Consider the following 16,208-nt stretch of genomic DNA (forward strand, 5'->3'; position numbering starts at 1 on the left):
GATATTCGAGTTCTCAGCATGACCGAGTCACAAGTCATTGTGCTTGCGATACCCGTTTTCTTTGCCTTAATCGGCATGGAATTGTTGGTGGGCATTGCGCGCAACAAAAACACATACCGACTTTACGATGCCATGAGTAGCATAAGTGCCGGCATGCTCAGTCAGCTTGTGAATGTTTCTGTCAAAGCACTGGGCTTTGCGGTGTATGCCATGGCCTATCCGTACTTGGCACTGTCGCCCCTGTCGGCCGACGCCTTGTGGGTTTGGGTCGCAGCAATCGTTTTATACGACTTAGCCTATTACTGGAATCATCGCGCGGGCCATCGAATCACCGTATTCTGGGCGGCGCATGCTGTGCACCACCAAAGTGAAGACTACAACTTATCAACGGCCCTGCGGCAAACGAGCACCGGCTGGATGTTTGGCTGGATTTTTTACCTACCCCTTGCGGTGCTGGGCTTTCCACCCGAGGTCGTGGGCGTCGCTGGGTTGATCAACCTACTGTACCAGTATTGGGTGCACACCGAGCACGTCGGCAAGTTAGGTTGGTTCGACCGAGTGTTCTGCTCGCCCTCAAACCACCGTGTGCATCATGCCGTCAATGACGCCTACCTCGACAAAAACTATGGCGGCATTTTGATTCTGTGGGACCGATGTTTTGGAACCTTCCAGGAAGAAGATGAAAACGACCCCTGCCGCTACGGTACGCGCTCGCATTTACACAACTGGAGTCCACTTGCCGCCAACCTGCAAGTCTATCGTGAACGCTTCGCCGAGATGCGCGCAACCCAAGGCGTGGGCAACAAACTGGCATTGTGGTGGAAAGGGCCAGAGTGGCACGCACAATCCAAACCTGCATTTCAGTTTGATATCGACTTTATCAAATACGAACCGGAGGCAACGGGACCACAACAGGCACTTGCTACAGCGAGCTTTGTGCTGTGTTTAATCGCAGTTACCGCGCTACTTTGGTACGCCGAGCAACTTGGCGCTGTCGTGGTGTTAGTGGCGACATTAACGCTTGGTTTAATGATGCATGTGTTTACGCGGTGGCACAAATACCCCAGCACTAATTCAATCACGATAGAAAATCATTCCCAGGTGGAGACGACTTAACGAGACACACCTCGTCTGAAGTTTCGCACCGCATTTGCACTAAGAAATCTAACAGTTGCAGTTACGCTGAATATTGATGCCTGCCGCCACTAGCGGTTAGAGTGAGGCATCGCTGTTAATGATAAAAGGTAAAGCCATGAGCAAGTCCACACCCACTGCCGTAGTCACCGGCGCCGCGAGCGGCATTGGCCGCGCTATCGCCCTACTGGCCGCCGAGCGAGGTCACATCGTTATCGCGGTCGACAAAGATCAACAGGGACTCATGTCGCTCGAACCTGAGCTACAAACTCACAACGCTAAGGCGTTTTGCAGGACCATCGACGTTAGCGATGCCGATCAAATGACGGCTTTAGCAGACGAGGTTTTTGATCGTTTCGGACAGGTCAATTTACTGTTCAATAACGCCGGCATGGTTGTGAACAAGCCCGTCCTTGAGCAAAGCGTGGAAACATGGCAAAACGTCGTGAACGTCAATTTGATGGGCGTTGTTAACGGTCTGTTGGCTTTTGTGCCACGCATGATTCAACAGGGCTCGCGCGCCCACATCGTTAACACCGGGTCAGTGGCGTCATTTATTTCAGGTGCTGGTTTAGGGTCCTATACCGCGACCAAGATGGCGGTGCGCGGCATTACCGAAACCCTACAACAGGAACTCGCAGAAAAAGGCGCTGATATCGGTGTTTCTATACTGTGCCCGGGCCCAGTAGACACCCCCATCTTGGCAGGTTCTGGGTTGATCGCCGACAACCTGGAAAATGGGCCAATTGACGATGCTGGAAAAACCGAAGAGCCTGATTTAATGGAAGCCATCTCGCCAAGACGCTGTGCTGAAATTGTGTTTCGGGGTATCGAGGCGGGCGACTTTGCGATATTCACCCACCCAAGCTATAAGCCAGTTTGCCAGGCGCTCATCAATGCAACGCTTGGCCTATAGCGTATTGCTCAGCTACGCTTGAAAGAGGTCTCCATTTAAATGGGCCATAAGGGCCCTCACACTGTGTTTTTGGCAATTATCAGTAGGCTAAATCACGCTCTGAATCTCGGGTTACTTTATGGCACTAAGGTGTCCATCATTGCACCAAACAAGTGCAAACTGGGGCGCATGACGCACCAATCAAAAGCAAATACGTCAAAATAATCAATGCATATCAGACACTTATAGCAGATTAAAAAACTTTGGAGTATTCTCGAAAAAAATCGACCACAGAGTTCAAATAATGGCGACATCGTCTTGGCAACCCTACCAGCAAGATGAGCACTACGACGAGTTATTGACCAAAACGGGACGCTCACGCGCTGCCGCCAAGCGGGCAGTCCAGTTCTTGCGTAACTCATCTCATGAAGCTCTATTACAACGCCGAGCCGCGGCAGATCTCACCATCAAAGAAATGGGCGTGAGCTTCACCGTCTATAGCGATGGCGAGAATATCGACCGAGCCTGGCCTTTTGATCTGATACCAAGAATTATCCCAACCTCGACTTGGCAGCACGTGTCAAAAGGCTTGGTTCAGCGCAACAAAGCTCTCAACCGTTTTATCGACGACGTCTATAACCGGCAAAAAATATTAAAAGACGGCGTGGTACCCGCTGAGACCGTGCTCGAGTCGCCTAACTTTAAAAAGCCCTGCGTAGGGTTTTCACCCAAGCATGGAGTGTGGGCGAATATATGTGGGTCCGATCTAATTCGAGACCGCGACGGCCAATTCTATGTGCTAGAAGACAACCTACGCGTACCTTCTGGCGTCTCTTACATGCTCGAGAACCGCGAAGTCACCAAACGCGTGTTACCTGAGCTATTCGAACACTACAGCATCCGCCCGGTAGATGATTACCCAGCCAAACTCTTCCGAATGCTGGCATCGCTCTCCCCTCGATCAAGAGCAAAACCCTGCGTCGTTGTACTGACCCCGGGAATATTCAACTCCGCCTATTTCGAACACGCCTACCTGGCACAGGGCATGGGCGCAGAGTTAGTAGAAGGCGCTGACCTATCTGTCGATGACGATGATTTTGTCTACATGCACACCGTCGAAGGACCCGTTAGGGTTGATGTCATTTACCGACGCATTGACGATGACTTCATGGATCCTGAGGCGTTCCGCGAGGATTCCGCACTTGGCGTAGCGGGTCTAACACGTGCCTGGCGGGCCGGCAAAGTCGCAATCGCTAATGCCCCGGGAAGCGGCGTAGCGGACGACAAAGTGGTCTACGCATTTGTGCCCGAGATGATTCGTTATTACTTAAAAGAGGAGCCGTTACTCGCCAGCGTTCCGACTTACCTTTGTATGCATGAACAAGATCGGGAATACGTGCTGAATAACCTGGAAAAACTGGTGGTGAAACCGGCGAATGAGTCAGGCGGTTACGGTCTTATGGTGGGGCCTCACGCCGATACCAAAACCCACCGAAAGTTCGCGAAGTTAATCGAGGACAATCCGCGGAATTATATCGCCCAGCCCACGCTTTCACTGTCTACCGCCCCAACCTTCGTCGATCATACGATTGAGCCAAGGCACCTCGATTTGCGGCCGTTTATCCTTCAAGGGGCGGATACATGGGTCACCCCAGGAGGTCTCACGCGAGTCGCGATGCGTAAAGGCTCGCTTGTGGTCAACAGCTCGCAAGGCGGCGGAAGTAAAGACACCTGGATTGTGGAGGATACCCCATGATCTTACTGTCCCGCGTCGCTGAGCGCTTGTACTGGCTAGCGCGCTATTTAGAACGCGCTCAAGCCACTGCCAGACTCACCAAGTCCTTTACCCACTTAATCATGGATTTACCCATCGGTCAGTCGCCCGAATGGGACGTGTTAATCGAGACCTTCGACGCCCAAGAAGCCTTCAGCCAGCGGTTTAACGCTAACTCTGAAACGAATGTGATGCGCTACTTATTAGCACTGAATGACTCGACCAACAGCATACCTTTTTCAATTTCATGTGCCCGCGAGAACGTCCGAACCACTCGAGGCGTCCTCAGCGATGACGTTTGGGAGCACGTGAACGAACTGCACTTATACGTTCAAGAATATGCAAGTCAGTCGGTCGCCCGACGCAATCGATACGAATTTTTGGAGGAAGTCATCGCACGCACCCAACTGATTTTCAGTGCGTTTCAGCACTCGCTCAATCGTGACCACGTCCATCGTTTTATCACCATGGGTAGGGTCATTGAGCGCGCGGATATGGCGACGCGCATACTCGACACAGGTGCTAAAGCGATTCATCGTTTAGGGAAAAAAGCCCTCGCGGTTGAATCTTTACTGTGGGGTAACGTGTTAGAGTCTCAACTGGCACTGAGCGCTTACCGCAGGAGCTATGGGCCCGTTATTGATCGTGATACGACCGCCACATTTTTGCTTCAGTCTCTTAAATTTCCAAATTCGGTAGCCTTTGGTCTAAATGACATGATTGAACTGCTGGCACCACTCCCTAAAGCACAACCCGCCCTCAGGACTGTTCGAGCCGTTAATAAAGAGTTGGACCGGTTCAAAATAGCCAGTGCGGAAGTGAGTGAACTACACGAGTTTATTGACACGCTACAACTGAGACTGATGGAGATTGACGCGATCATTCAACACACTTGGTTTAATATGAGCCCCGAATGATTCAATCAACTTGCCAGTGTGGCGCCACCCTGTTCTTTGATAGCGAACGCTGTAGCCTGTGTGGCGCGCGCGTGGGCTTTGACCTAAACACCGGACTTGAGAGCCTAAAACCCGATGGTGAGGCATGGCGGTCAAGCGCCGGGCAGCACTACAAACTGTGTCGCAATACAACAGAGTTTGGCGTCTGCAACTGGCTTGTGCCTGAACACGACGTGCAAGATTATTGCCCAGCATGCCGCTTTAATCGAACGGTCCCCGACCAGTCCAAACCTGATAACCGACTGCTGTGGTGGCGAATGGAGCAGGCGAAAAAGCGCATGTTGTTTGGTATCTACCAACTCGGACTGTGGCCCGCCTTAGGTTGGACCAGCGCCGATGGCTTGCTGTTCGACTTTATTGAAGACGGACGCTCTAACTGGGACTTCGCCGAAACCTTTGTCACCACGGGTTTCGCCGGAGGCATTATTACCCTGAATATCCTCGAGGCAAATGATGTGGCCCGCAAGCAAGCGCAAGAGGATATGCAAGAGCGCTATCGCACCCTGCTCGGCCATTTTCGCCACGAAGTTGGGCACTACTTTTGGGGGCGCTTTGCTGAAAATCAGGCCTGGCTAGACCGTTTCAGAGAGCGCTTTAACGACGAGCGAGGCGATTATGGCCAAGCACTAGAGACCTATTACGCCACCGGCGGCGACCCAAAATGGTACCAAAAGTACATCAGTCGCTATGCCTCAGCCCACCCAGTCGAAGATTGGGCCGAAAGCTGGGCGCATTACTTACACATGATGGATGCGCTAGACACAGCGCATAGACAAGGCTTTATCCGCTCGGATCCTTTTGACGCAGACTTTGACACCAAACTCAGGCAATGGCGCAGTCTATCGGTGGCTTTAAACGAGTTGAATCGAGCGGTTGGCCACAACGACGCCTACCCTTTTGTGATCGCCGAACCTATTGCTAAGAAGCTTGAGTTTGTACACGACACGATTGCCGCGGCTAACGAATAGAATGAGCGTTACGAACAATCGTCATCAGCGGCATTTGCGTTAGCAGCACTGCAGGAATCCGTCAGCACAAACGGCCTTACTCGAACACCTCAGCAAGTGAAGGCAGACCGCTGAAGGCGTTAATCAAACTCTCATCCCAAGATTTGCGCAGCCTCACCAAGTAAGGGTGGTTCTCTTCAAGCTTGACGTAGGATGACAAAGGCTCCAGCGAATCCTTGCGGTAAAACCCACATTCAATCGGTGGACCAACCGTCGCGTTAGAACGCATGGTAGAGTCAACCGATACCAAAGCGCAGCGCATGGCGGTGTGTGGCTCGGTTTCACTGCGGATAATACGATCTAAAATCGGCTTGCCGTATTTGGTCTCGCCAATCTGCAAGAACGGATGCTCACCCGAAACAGTAATGTGGTTACCTTCTGGGTAAATCAAATACAACTCAGGGGCATGGTTGCCTATCTGCCCACCAAGAATGAACGTTGCCTCGGCATTAAAACCTGCATTCGGGCCACCGTTGGCGTATTTACTCTGTTCAGCGAGGCAAAGCTTACCCACGTAATCCGCGACTTCCGAAACATAGGCGGCTTGAGTGTAGTTACCTTCAACGCCATTTTCAGCGTCGCGCTGCATCTGTGCCACAACCGCCTGACTGGTCGCCAAATTACCCGCTGTTAGTAAGACAAGCTGACGATCACCAGCGTGCTCAAATCGGTGCATTTTGCTGTACGTACTAACGCGATCTGCGCCCGCGTTAGTGCGCGAATCAGAACAAAATACGAGTCCTTCTTGTAGGGCAATGGCTAAACAGTAAGTCATAAAGTTGATGCGATAATAAGGGCTGACAACGCCAACAAGAATACTGAGGCCCAAAGGAAATTACTACTCCCTGAGCCCCGCTTTTTCATTTATTTACCCTTAGCGATCCCAAGTCACTATCGAAGCTTATAAAGGCCGGTTTTACGCCTAAAGGATGACGCCGGCTAGGTCAATCTTTGGGCAGGTTCAACGATCCTGCGACCAACTTACATTGTGTGTTTATCCAACGCACGCAACCGACGCATGACCTCACCACAATACTCATCGGCCAGAGCTCGCAGCGCAGGATCTTCTATCTTTTTCGCAAGCTGAGCTGGATTGAGTAAAGCAGCGGCACGGTCTAACCATTCGACATTGGCAGTAAGTCCAAAAAACTCAGCGATATCGATCAGAGACTCTTTGGGTGAGGCCATAATGCGCTCAAAGCTCAGCGCCCGGTACTGCTCCTCTGTGAGCTTATCAACTGCTGCCAAGCCAGCGAGGGAGGTATCTCTGACGTTCTCTAAAAACGGCTCAAGTGGGACGGGGTGACGCATAACCGACGCCAGACGCTCAGACATAGGCCTGCGGTTATTCAAATCACTTTCATCCAAATCGGCCCATCGAATACCGTCATCGGTTTGCAAATCCAACATCTCGAAAGTCATAACCCGAAAATGATTGTGCTGCTGCATCGAGAGCGCCACATCCAAGGGGTCTCGGTACAGATACAGAAACTGTGCTTCAGGGAACAGCTCGAGCAAGGGATCAACACAAAAAATAGAGCCCCCACTGCGCTCTATCCAGATTAATTTGCCCGCCTTTTCGCACAACCATTCAAAAATAAAACGGTATTGGTCGGTCAGTAACTGAGTGGGCAGCCGCTTAGCCACAGCGATCAGTTCGTGAAACACAGGTTCAGGGTCGTCGAATAACTGCGATAGAGGAATCAGTAATATCTCTGGAAACACACCGTCTTTGTAACCCTCGGCGGTTTCGGGCAGGTTGTCGGGCCCACCCATGTACATAATTTCGGGCGTACGCAAATGATTCACAATACGCTTATATTCGCCGGCGCCGGCTTTGACCCCACAGTCGAGTAAATCGGCAAAATCCGCGCCCGATATTTCTCGTTGACCCAGCCTGTTGACGATATCCATCGACACCATGAACTCGGACAGAACAGCGACATCTGGGTGTAGATTCATCATTTTTGACAGTATGGTCGAGCCACACCGTCCCGTTCCTACAATAAATCGAGCTTTTTGATACGGCATCGCATAGTCCTTATTGGCCTTGCCTATTATTCTCTAATTTTTTAGCCTGAGCGGTAGTTAATGACCCGCCTCTAAAAACTAATCGCACATCGATGCGCTCTCAAGGACCAAACAGACTAATGGCTAATTCGTTACCCGCTGAAGACACGCTCGCCGTTCACGAACTGCTTGCACGTTACTGCCACGGCATGGACGCCGCACGCGCTGACCTGGTCATCGATTTATTCGCCGACGATGCCGATATGCAAACGCAAGTCGGGAACTCATCGGGAAAGGCGCAGATCAAAGCGTGGATTGACGAGCGCATCGCCCAACGCGACCCCCATTTCCAAGTCGGACATTACCTATTAAACCCCCTGGTACTCGCGATATCAGCATCAGAGGCGAGAGTGCGCAGCATGCTGTTGTATACCAAGCAGAGCCTGGATTTCAGCGCCCCATGTGAGCTAATCGCAACGGGTATTTACGAAGACGTGGTTATCAAAACGGCAAAAGGCTGGAAATTTAAATCTCGTCAATCGACCCTGAATGCGCCTTTAGATGACCGTTACTTTGCATAAGCGGTCGTGACCACTTTTACGACACATTGATGCTTCACCAGAAGCAGGTCTAGATTACGCCTGCTTGTGTCTCATCTTGATAACTGCCACCTACTTGATCCTAAGGCGAAATGATTAAGTCGTAGCCCATCCGTTGCATACACGGCACCATAGCAATATTCTGCTGCCGCGTAATTTCAGCTTCACGGCGGCGTCGGTCACCCAAGGAGGGCTCGCACATTTCAGCGATAGCGTCGTCATCCAAAGACTTTAGGCCACCAAAACCATCATCAACATAAGTGGCCTTCGCCTCGGGTGACTGTCGAATAGCCAGCTCGCATTCACGTCGCTGGGCGTTCTCCTCAAGAATAAACTCTGCGCGCACCTTAACCATGGTCGGAGTTACTTCTTGCTGGCATTGTGCCAAAGTCGAGTCAAGGTCGCGAGCTGAGCTCGATTTTGAGGCCCACGAGGTTTCAACTATAGGCGTCGAGGTACAGCCACAGAGTACCAAGCCCACTAAACTCAATAAAACGCGTCGCTGAGACATAAGACCAAACCCTCCCAGAGCATATTTGGCAGTATTATGATGAAGATTTGCGTGTCTTGCTCGGACCAACGGGAACTGGGCCCGAATCAATAGCTAGTGTTCTACTGCATACGACAAAGTGCAACCCATGTGTCCGGTATGCACCCTTTGATTATTGGTCGGTGTGAGAGGATTTGAACCTCCGACCCCTTGCTCCCGAAGCAAGTGCGCTACCAGGCTGCGCTACACACCGATGTAAAAATCATAGCAAAGCCAATTGGGTAGATCTATCCACCCATCACCATTACCATTAGAGAAACTGTGCTCATTTCAGAGCGGACTGACTGGGGACGCAGACCCAATCGGGATTGGCAAGATTAGACGCAAAAGCAAGCGTTTACGCAAACAACACCCGAGCAAGTAGACTGTCGCCAACTCGACACTTCCACAAGCCGCACCGTGTTACGCTTTACTCTGTTCACAAAACAGAGAATCCACTGTGGCTATTCTTAAGTTTGACCACTTTAATATTCGAGCGCCGCGCGAACTTCTCGATGAGGTAAAGACCTTTTACGAGGAAGTCGTCGGACTGAAGGTAGGCCCACGCCCCAATTTCCCCTTTTTTGGGTACTGGCTTTATGTCGAGAATCAACCGATCTTGCACCTAATGGATTGGGGAGAGGCTCCCCAAAACGATGAGCCTTCGGCTCGCTTTCTAGATCATGTAGCTTTTGCCTGTGATGATTTAGAGGGGTTTATTCAAAAGTTCAAGGGCTTAAAGGTAGACTTTTCGTCGCGCAGTTTCGACTTGCCTGCTGGGGGCAAGCTCACTCAATTGAACATCACCGATCCTTGTGGGACGGGTGTTGAGCTCAACTTCACTCAACCGTAGGTAGCCTTTTATAGAGCATCTAACAAAAGTTATCACTCGCACACAAAGCGATAGCCGACTCACGGATCGCTTACCAATCTAGACAAAAAAAGCCGAGTCGCTGCTCGGCTTCCTAATCACACGACGGTGATTATTTTTTGGTTTTTACCGGCCTTGCCAACAACTTGATATCCGCCGAGCGTGGATGAATTTCTTCCCAAAGTCGCTCGTAGTTGGTGGTTTTAATCTTCCATTCACCATCCACTTTAACGTAGGTATCTTCGTAAATAGCCGAGCCCATGACCGTGGTGTTTTCTTCTAAGTTAATGAAGATATCCTGCAGATACCAAAGGCCAGTGGCATTGTCGCCATCCACACTGATCTCGGGATGGTGCCCATTGTGCATTCCGAACTTTTCTTCAGTAAACGAGTACGCATAAAACTTTAAGAGCTTATCGCGACCCTGCACGTCGATATCGTAATGACCCCCAATAAAATGCGCAGTCGCGTCCTCGGTAAATACCGATTCCAAACCTTCCTGGTTACCCGTATCCAAAAAACGGAAGTAACGCGCCTTTAACTGCTTAATCAGCTCGATGGCTTCTAGGTCTAACATACTTAATCCTTGTAGTTATTGATGTGCTTGGCGGCTTGATACGCCATCGTCATCGCGGGGCCCAAGGTCGCGCCCGGACCAGGGTAAGTCGGCAACAAGGCCGCAGAGGCATTACCCACAGCGTATAAACCTTCAATAACGCCACCTGCTTCGGCTTTCACTTGTGCATCAACGGTTGTATCCAATCCCCCCAAGGTACCGAAGTCGCCCGCGTCAATGCGCATTGCATAATAAGGCGCTTCATCGATAGTCGCCAAACAGGGGTTGGGCTTAATCGCAGGGTCGGCGTAGTAACGGTCGTAGGCGGAATCACCACGTCCAAACTCTTCGTCTTTGCCGGTAACGGCATAGTGGTTCATTTTTTTAATGGTTTCTTCCAGACCGTCGGGGTCAATGCCGAGCTTCTCCGCCAACTCGCGAATGGTATTGGCTTTCGCCACCAAGCCCGTATCGAACCATTTTTTCGGTATAGTCCAGTCAGGCTTCATGGCCGACGTCATCAGGGGGCCGGCAATGTAGGTGCGGCGGAACCGCGCATCAAAGACGTGGTAAGCCGGTGCACAGGGATTATCATCGGTGTGCGCCTTAAAAAGCTCTTTCTGGAAAGCCATATAGTTCTGTGATTCGTTGGCAAAACGCTTACCCGCTTTATTCACCACACAAGAGCCGGGGAACGACTTTTCCATAATGCTCAAGCGAGGCTGAGGCTCGTCAGGTACACAAACGGTGGTCGTCCACCACGCGCCGTTAATCAATCGCGTCTTAGCGCCAACATTTAAACCCGCCTGTAAAGCATCGCCCTGGTTAGTTTCTGCACCAGCACTCCACTCTTTGTTGGTGGGCGCGGGTAGATACTGCTCACGAAGTGCTTGGTTTTTCTCAAAGCCACCCGAGGCAAGAATCACACCTTTGGTCGCCTGCACGCGCAGAGTCTTGCCATTTTGCTCGATAACTGCACCTACAACTCGGTGATCCTCGACGATTAACTCTTTAAACGCCGTATTCAGTTCGATCGGAATATTGCGCTGTTTCGCTGCCAAAAATAGACGACCCACGCCCGCTGAGCCACAGCACAAGCGACGCGAGATTTTCGTGCGCAAACGCCAAGGAATGTCGATGGCGTAGTCCCACAACATTTTCATGAGCACTTTTATCCAACCCGGCATTTGCACCATCAAGACCTGAGCCTCGACTTGGGTAAAATGGATCAAACCAAACATACGCATCATGTGGTGGGTGTAACGCAATTTTTTGTAATCGCTCCCTAGCTCCGAAGCCATAAACGGCGCGGGCTCGAGTGAACGGTGCCCTTCTTTTGCGCCGGGTAAATTCGTGTAATAGTCGGGGTAATGGTCGAGCGACTCATAACGAACGGGCGTGCGATCGTGCAAAAATCGCAGCATTTTGGGGCCGTTCTCGAGGTAGTTATCAATCAACTCCGGCGGGACATCCTCGCCTTCCAACGTTTGGCGTAAATACTCGCGTGCTTCCTCGATCGAATCCTGAGCGCCAGCTTCCTGAGCGTAATGGCTGCAAGGAATCCAAATGCCACCGCCGGAGGAGGAGCTGGTCCCACCGACCTCGTTGGCTTTTTCAATGACCAACACATCTTTGGTGCCCATTTCGTAGTTGCACACAGCTGCGGTTAATCCGCCGTTGCCCGTGCCTACCACTAACAATTCAACTGATCGATCCCAAACTTGCTCTGACATCTTCTCCCTCACTCAGCTGTTCGTCGCGTGCTGTACGCTATTCATGGTTATTATGAGAAAACGGCCGTGGCCATTGTCTAGTAAGTAATGTTACGGGTGCTGACTCGATACCGAGACGATTTCGCCCGTCATATAGCTCGAATAATCCGACGCTAAGAACATCATCACGTTCGCCACTTCCCACACCTCAGCGGCACGCCCAAAAGCTTCTTTTTCGGCCAGTTTCTCTAACAATTCTGGCGGTGTGGTTTTCTTTAAAAAGGCATGTAACGCAATACTTGGCGATACTGCATTAATTCGTACGCCAAACTCAGCTGCTTCCATCGCCGCACAGCGCGTCAATGCCATGACGCCCGCCTTTGCCGCCGCGTAATGGCATTGCTCTTTTTGTGCACGCCATCCCAGTACAGAGGCGTTGTTCACAATCACACCCGCACCGCGAGTTTGCATGACCCGCATCATCGCGCGCGTCATGCGCATGGTGCCGGTCAGCGTAATATCCAACACCCGATCCCACTCTTCGTCGGTCATATCCACCAACAGCTTCGTACCACCAAGGCCGGCATTGTTGATCAGCACATCTACACCGCCAGTGGCGTCTTCAGCGTGCTGTATTAGCGCCTGGACATCGTCTTCGACGGTGACGTTACACAACTTCCCTGAGACGGTGCACTCGGGGTTTATTGCCTGCAGAGTTTCAACCGCTTGTGCCAAACGACCTTCATGAACATCACTGATAACCAGAGCCCGAGCGCCCTCTTCTACCGACTTTTGTGCGGCGGCAAAGCCAATACCAGCGCCGGCTGCGGCAGTTATCAGTACCGATTTACCGGCCAGTAGATTGTGGCCAGGGACGTAGTTTGGAATGGTTGTAGACATAGGTATACCTTATTAAGCCGTACCGCGGGGCTCGCGGGGCATACCCAGAGCGCGCTCAGCAATCAAGTTACGTTGAATTTGGTTGGTGCCACCGTAAATCGTGTCAGCACGAGTGAACAAAAAGAGTGACTGCAGTCTATTCAACTCATAAGGCGCTTCTAGCAACAACTCGCTATCGGGCCCGAGCACGTCCATAGCCAACTTACCCAAATTACGATGCCAAGACGCCCAGTACAATTTGTAAATCATGGCCTCTTTCTGCAGCGAACCGTCTTCTCCACCCGACATCATGCGCATACTGTTGTAACGCATGATTCTGAGACCGATGTGTGCATCCGCCAACCTCTGCCGAATGGATGGGTCATTCGCAGCGCCATTTTCTTTGGCGATTTTTACGATCTCATCCAGCTCTGACTGGAACAGCATTTGTTGGCCCAGGGTCGATACACCGCGCTCAAAACCAAGCAGAGCCATCGCAACACGCCAGCCATCACCCGGCGCACCCACAATATCTCCCGCCGAACACACAGCGTCATCGAAAAAGACTTCGTTAAACTCGGCCGTGCCCGTCAACTGCACAATGGGACGGATTGTGACACCCGGCTGGTCCATATCCACCAAGAAAAAGCCCAACCCTTTTTGACCTGTGCTCGCGGGGTCAGTGCGGGCAACGACAAAGCAAAACTGGGACTCATGCGCTAAGGAGGTCCATACTTTTTGGCCATTCAAGACCCATTGATTTGAAGCTTCATCAAATTGCGCCTTGGTTTTAACGTTGGCCAAATCCGAACCCGCACTCGGCTCCGAGTAGCCTTGGCACCACAAATCTTTACCCGCGCGGATACCCGGCAGGTACTTTTCTTTCTGCTCGGCAGTGCCGTAGGCAATCAAAGTTGGGCCTACCAAGGTCTCGCCGATATGTCCCATACGCCCGGGGCCGCCAGCGCGCGCATACTCTTCGTTAAAGATCACTTGCTGCTCGATACTGCAGCCACGTCCACCGAATTCTTTAGGCCAGCCAATAGCGGTCCAGCCACCCTCGGCAAGTTTCTGTTCCCAAGCTTTGCGCTCAGCGACAAAGCTATGCTCATCGCCAGGGCCACCACGAAAACGGATCGGCTCGAATTCACCACATAGGTTAGCGGCCAGCCAACCAGCCACTTCTTGTCTAAACTGCTCGTCTTCGGCACTGAAGGTTAATTTCATTTCAGCACTCCCCTGCCAGTAACATCTGTGCAATGCGCTCGCGGTGCTCGGCACCGGCGCCCAAGAAGGTCTCGGTCGACTTCGCTCGTTTAAAATAGAGCTGTATGTCGTACTCTTCGGTAATACCCACCCCACCAAACAGCTGAATACCGCAACCAGACACAAAGAAAAATGCATCGCTACAATACGCTTTGGTCATGCTAGCTGCTTCCGCTAACTGCGCTGCGTCATACCGACCCTGTAGCCATTCATCAATCGCACAGGCAGCGTAATACACGATCGAACGCGAGGCCTCCACTTTTAACATCATATCGGCGCACTTGTGCTTAACCGCTTGGAAGGAGGCAATCGTGCGCCCGAACTGAACACGCTCTTGCAGGTAATCGACCGTCATGTCCAAGCTTGCTTGCGCGCCACCTAACTGGTCAGCCGACACAAAAATCGACAGAACATCCACCAACTGGGTCAAAGCCTGGCCTGCGTTACCAGGGCAACCCAAACTTGCGTTCGCGGCGACTTGAACCTTATCAAGTGTGACCTCGGCTAAAGGTCGAGTTTGATCCATCGTCGGCACGCGCTTGCGGCTCACACCCTCGGCCTTAGCATCCACTAAGAATAAACCAACACCTTGCGAACCCTCGGAACCCGCGGCACGCGCTGCAACCAACAGGATATCGGCGCTGTGACCATGGCTGACAAAGCGGTAGGTACCCGACAACTCATAGCCGGAATCGATGGGACTCGCCGTCGCCGTCACTGCAGCGGTCGACCAGTGTCGGGCACGATCGATCACCGCTACGGTTGCGCTCTCGCCTGACATCAACCGCGCAAAATACTCGGCCTGCTGGTCTTCGCTGCCCCATTTAAGCAAGGCAGTAATGACCGCCGCAGTATCGGCAAATGGGGCATTGAACAAACGCATACCCATACGCTCAAGTATGCCTACCAACTCGACAAATCCAAGACCCAAGCCGTCATGTGCTTCTGGTATCAGAATTGCCTGCCAGTACATTTCCTGGCACAAGCGCTCCCAAACCTTTGAGTCATAGCCCAAATCGGTCTGCATAGCTTCTCGAACTGCAGGTGCAGTCGATACCTCTGACAAGAAGGCGTCAGCGGTATCAAAGATCATGATCTGCTCTTCGGTAAACGCAAATTCCATGGCGCGATTAGGCTCCCCAGATTTTTTGTGCGGGCACTTCGGTCTTCAACAATTGATCGATGGCGTCACCAACTTCCGCTGGTGCCCAACGGCTACCTTTATCGACACCTTGCGTCGTGCGCCAACCGTCGGCAATACACAAACGCCCACCTTCAGCCTCAAGTACACGACCCGTAAAGTGACCTGATGCTTCCGAACACAGCCATGTCACCAAGGACGATACGTTCTCTGGTGCAAACGAATCAAAGCTACCATCTTCAGGCGCTGCCATACGCGCTGCCATTTCAGGCACCGCGGTGGTCATACCGGTACGTGCGACCGGTGCAATGGCGTTAGCGGTAATACCGTAGCGCGCCAATTCAGCGGCTTGGTTCAGCGTCAATGCTGCAATGCCCGCTTTGGCCGCTGCATAATTTGATTGACCGATCGATCCCTGAAGACCTGCGCCTGAGGTGGTATTCACGATGCGTCCTGAGACCGGCTCGCCCGTTTTGGACAGGTGACGCCAATACTGTACCGCGTGTGACGTAATGCAAAAGTGGCCCTTTAAATGGACCGCCATGATGGTATCCCATTCTTGCTCGGTCATAGAGGCAAACATGCGATCGCGGTTCACGCCCGCGTTATTCACCACACCGTGCAGGCCACCAAAGATCTCGATAGCTTGCGATACCGCACGCTGACTGTCGGCATAATTGGTAATATCCGAATCGTTAATCGCGGCGCGGCCACCGGCAGCTTCAATTTCATCGACAACGCGCTGCGCGGCCTCTAAGTTAATGTCGTTCACGATGACGCATGCACCCTCTGACGCCAGCACTCGTGCATGAGCCGCACCCAAACCACCGCCCGCACCGGTGACAATGACCACTCTATCTTGGCAAATACCTGTCATTT

At 51.9% G+C, this 16,208-nt stretch carries 16 protein-coding genes and 1 tRNA gene; 7 read left to right on the forward strand and 10 right to left on the reverse strand.

Annotated elements, in window-relative coordinates; genetic code table 11:
• Positions 1-18: 18 nt before the first annotated feature.
• From EYZ66_RS12825 to EYZ66_RS12845, 5 genes are all read left to right on the forward strand, one after another.
• Positions 19-1,116: a sterol desaturase family protein gene (locus EYZ66_RS12825; RefSeq protein WP_009576160.1), complete on the forward strand. Its 1,098-nt coding sequence runs from the start codon at positions 19-21 to the stop codon at positions 1,114-1,116.
• Between the two features lie 136 nt (positions 1,117-1,252).
• Positions 1,253-2,050 carry an SDR family NAD(P)-dependent oxidoreductase gene (locus EYZ66_RS12830; protein ID WP_158027007.1) on the forward strand — a complete coding sequence of 266 codons (798 nt, stop codon included), beginning with the start codon at positions 1,253-1,255 and terminating at the stop codon, positions 2,048-2,050.
• A 283-nt stretch (positions 2,051-2,333) separates the two neighbouring features.
• Complete coding sequence (locus tag EYZ66_RS12835; protein ID WP_009576157.1) at positions 2,334-3,785, forward strand: circularly permuted type 2 ATP-grasp protein; 1,452 nt, start codon at positions 2,334-2,336, stop codon at positions 3,783-3,785.
• Positions 3,782-4,720, forward strand: a complete 939-nt coding sequence (locus EYZ66_RS12840; protein WP_009576156.1) for an alpha-E domain-containing protein — start codon at positions 3,782-3,784, stop codon at positions 4,718-4,720. The genes EYZ66_RS12835 and EYZ66_RS12840 overlap by 4 nt, the downstream gene beginning before the upstream one ends.
• Entirely contained in the window at positions 4,717-5,727 is a 1,011-nt protein-coding gene (locus EYZ66_RS12845) for a zinc-binding metallopeptidase family protein (RefSeq protein WP_040816807.1), read from the forward strand. The genes EYZ66_RS12840 and EYZ66_RS12845 overlap by 4 nt, the downstream gene beginning before the upstream one ends.
• Positions 5,728-5,803: 76 nt before the next feature.
• Here the strand turns inward: EYZ66_RS12845 and EYZ66_RS12850 are convergent, their stop codons facing one another.
• Together EYZ66_RS12850 and EYZ66_RS12855 are read right to left on the reverse strand one after the other, a co-directional pair.
• Entirely contained in the window at positions 5,804-6,595 is a 792-nt protein-coding gene (locus EYZ66_RS12850) for an Ntn hydrolase family protein (protein ID WP_009576154.1), read from the reverse strand.
• A gap of 152 nt (positions 6,596-6,747) precedes the next feature.
• Positions 6,748-7,797 (reverse strand): sulfotransferase, encoded by a 1,050-nt coding sequence (locus EYZ66_RS12855; RefSeq protein ID WP_009576153.1) that lies wholly within the window; start codon positions 7,795-7,797, stop codon positions 6,748-6,750.
• A 119-nt stretch (positions 7,798-7,916) separates the two neighbouring features.
• Here EYZ66_RS12855 and EYZ66_RS12860 point away from each other — a divergent pair, with 119 nt between their 5' ends.
• Positions 7,917-8,357: a nuclear transport factor 2 family protein gene (locus EYZ66_RS12860; RefSeq protein WP_009576787.1), complete on the forward strand. Its 441-nt coding sequence runs from the start codon at positions 7,917-7,919 to the stop codon at positions 8,355-8,357.
• Positions 8,358-8,457: 100 nt separating this feature from the next.
• Here the strand turns inward: EYZ66_RS12860 and EYZ66_RS12865 are convergent, their stop codons facing one another.
• Positions 8,458-8,886, reverse strand: coding sequence for a hypothetical protein (locus EYZ66_RS12865; RefSeq protein WP_040817295.1), 429 nt, complete (start codon positions 8,884-8,886; stop codon positions 8,458-8,460).
• A 155-nt stretch (positions 8,887-9,041) separates the two neighbouring features.
• Positions 9,042-9,118, reverse strand: a tRNA-Pro gene (locus tag EYZ66_RS12870).
• 246 nt (positions 9,119-9,364) lie between these two features.
• On the opposite strand from EYZ66_RS12870, the gene EYZ66_RS12875 reads away from it, so the two are divergent.
• The gene (locus EYZ66_RS12875; RefSeq protein WP_009576789.1) at positions 9,365-9,757 is read left to right on the forward strand and encodes a VOC family protein; all 393 of its coding nucleotides are present in this window, start codon (positions 9,365-9,367) and stop codon (positions 9,755-9,757) included.
• 130 nt (positions 9,758-9,887) lie between these two features.
• Here the strand turns inward: EYZ66_RS12875 and EYZ66_RS12880 are convergent, their stop codons facing one another.
• The 6 genes from EYZ66_RS12880 to EYZ66_RS12905 all read right to left on the reverse strand — a co-directional run bounded on the left by EYZ66_RS12880 (position 9,888) and on the right by EYZ66_RS12905 (position 16,206).
• Positions 9,888-10,352 carry a nuclear transport factor 2 family protein gene (locus EYZ66_RS12880; RefSeq protein ID WP_009576790.1) on the reverse strand — a complete coding sequence of 155 codons (465 nt, stop codon included), beginning with the start codon at positions 10,350-10,352 and terminating at the stop codon, positions 9,888-9,890.
• Positions 10,353-10,354: 2 nt separating this feature from the next.
• Complete coding sequence (locus EYZ66_RS12885; RefSeq protein ID WP_009576791.1) at positions 10,355-12,064, reverse strand: FAD-binding protein; 1,710 nt, start codon at positions 12,062-12,064, stop codon at positions 10,355-10,357.
• A gap of 90 nt (positions 12,065-12,154) precedes the next feature.
• On the reverse strand, positions 12,155-12,943 hold the full coding sequence (locus tag EYZ66_RS12890; protein WP_009576792.1) for an SDR family oxidoreductase: 789 nt from the start codon (positions 12,941-12,943) through the stop codon (positions 12,155-12,157).
• A gap of 12 nt (positions 12,944-12,955) precedes the next feature.
• Positions 12,956-14,149 carry an acyl-CoA dehydrogenase family protein gene (locus tag EYZ66_RS12895; protein WP_009576793.1) on the reverse strand — a complete coding sequence of 398 codons (1,194 nt, stop codon included), beginning with the start codon at positions 14,147-14,149 and terminating at the stop codon, positions 12,956-12,958.
• A gap of 1 nt (position 14,150) precedes the next feature.
• Entirely contained in the window at positions 14,151-15,311 is a 1,161-nt protein-coding gene (locus tag EYZ66_RS12900; protein WP_009576794.1) for an acyl-CoA dehydrogenase family protein, read from the reverse strand.
• Between the two features lie 7 nt (positions 15,312-15,318).
• The gene (locus tag EYZ66_RS12905; protein ID WP_040817298.1) at positions 15,319-16,206 is read right to left on the reverse strand and encodes an SDR family oxidoreductase; all 888 of its coding nucleotides are present in this window, start codon (positions 16,204-16,206) and stop codon (positions 15,319-15,321) included.
• Positions 16,207-16,208 lie beyond the last annotated feature (2 nt).

This window comes from Aequoribacter fuscus (assembly GCF_009910365.1).
Taxonomy (GTDB): domain Bacteria; phylum Pseudomonadota; class Gammaproteobacteria; order Pseudomonadales; family Halieaceae; genus Aequoribacter; species Aequoribacter fuscus.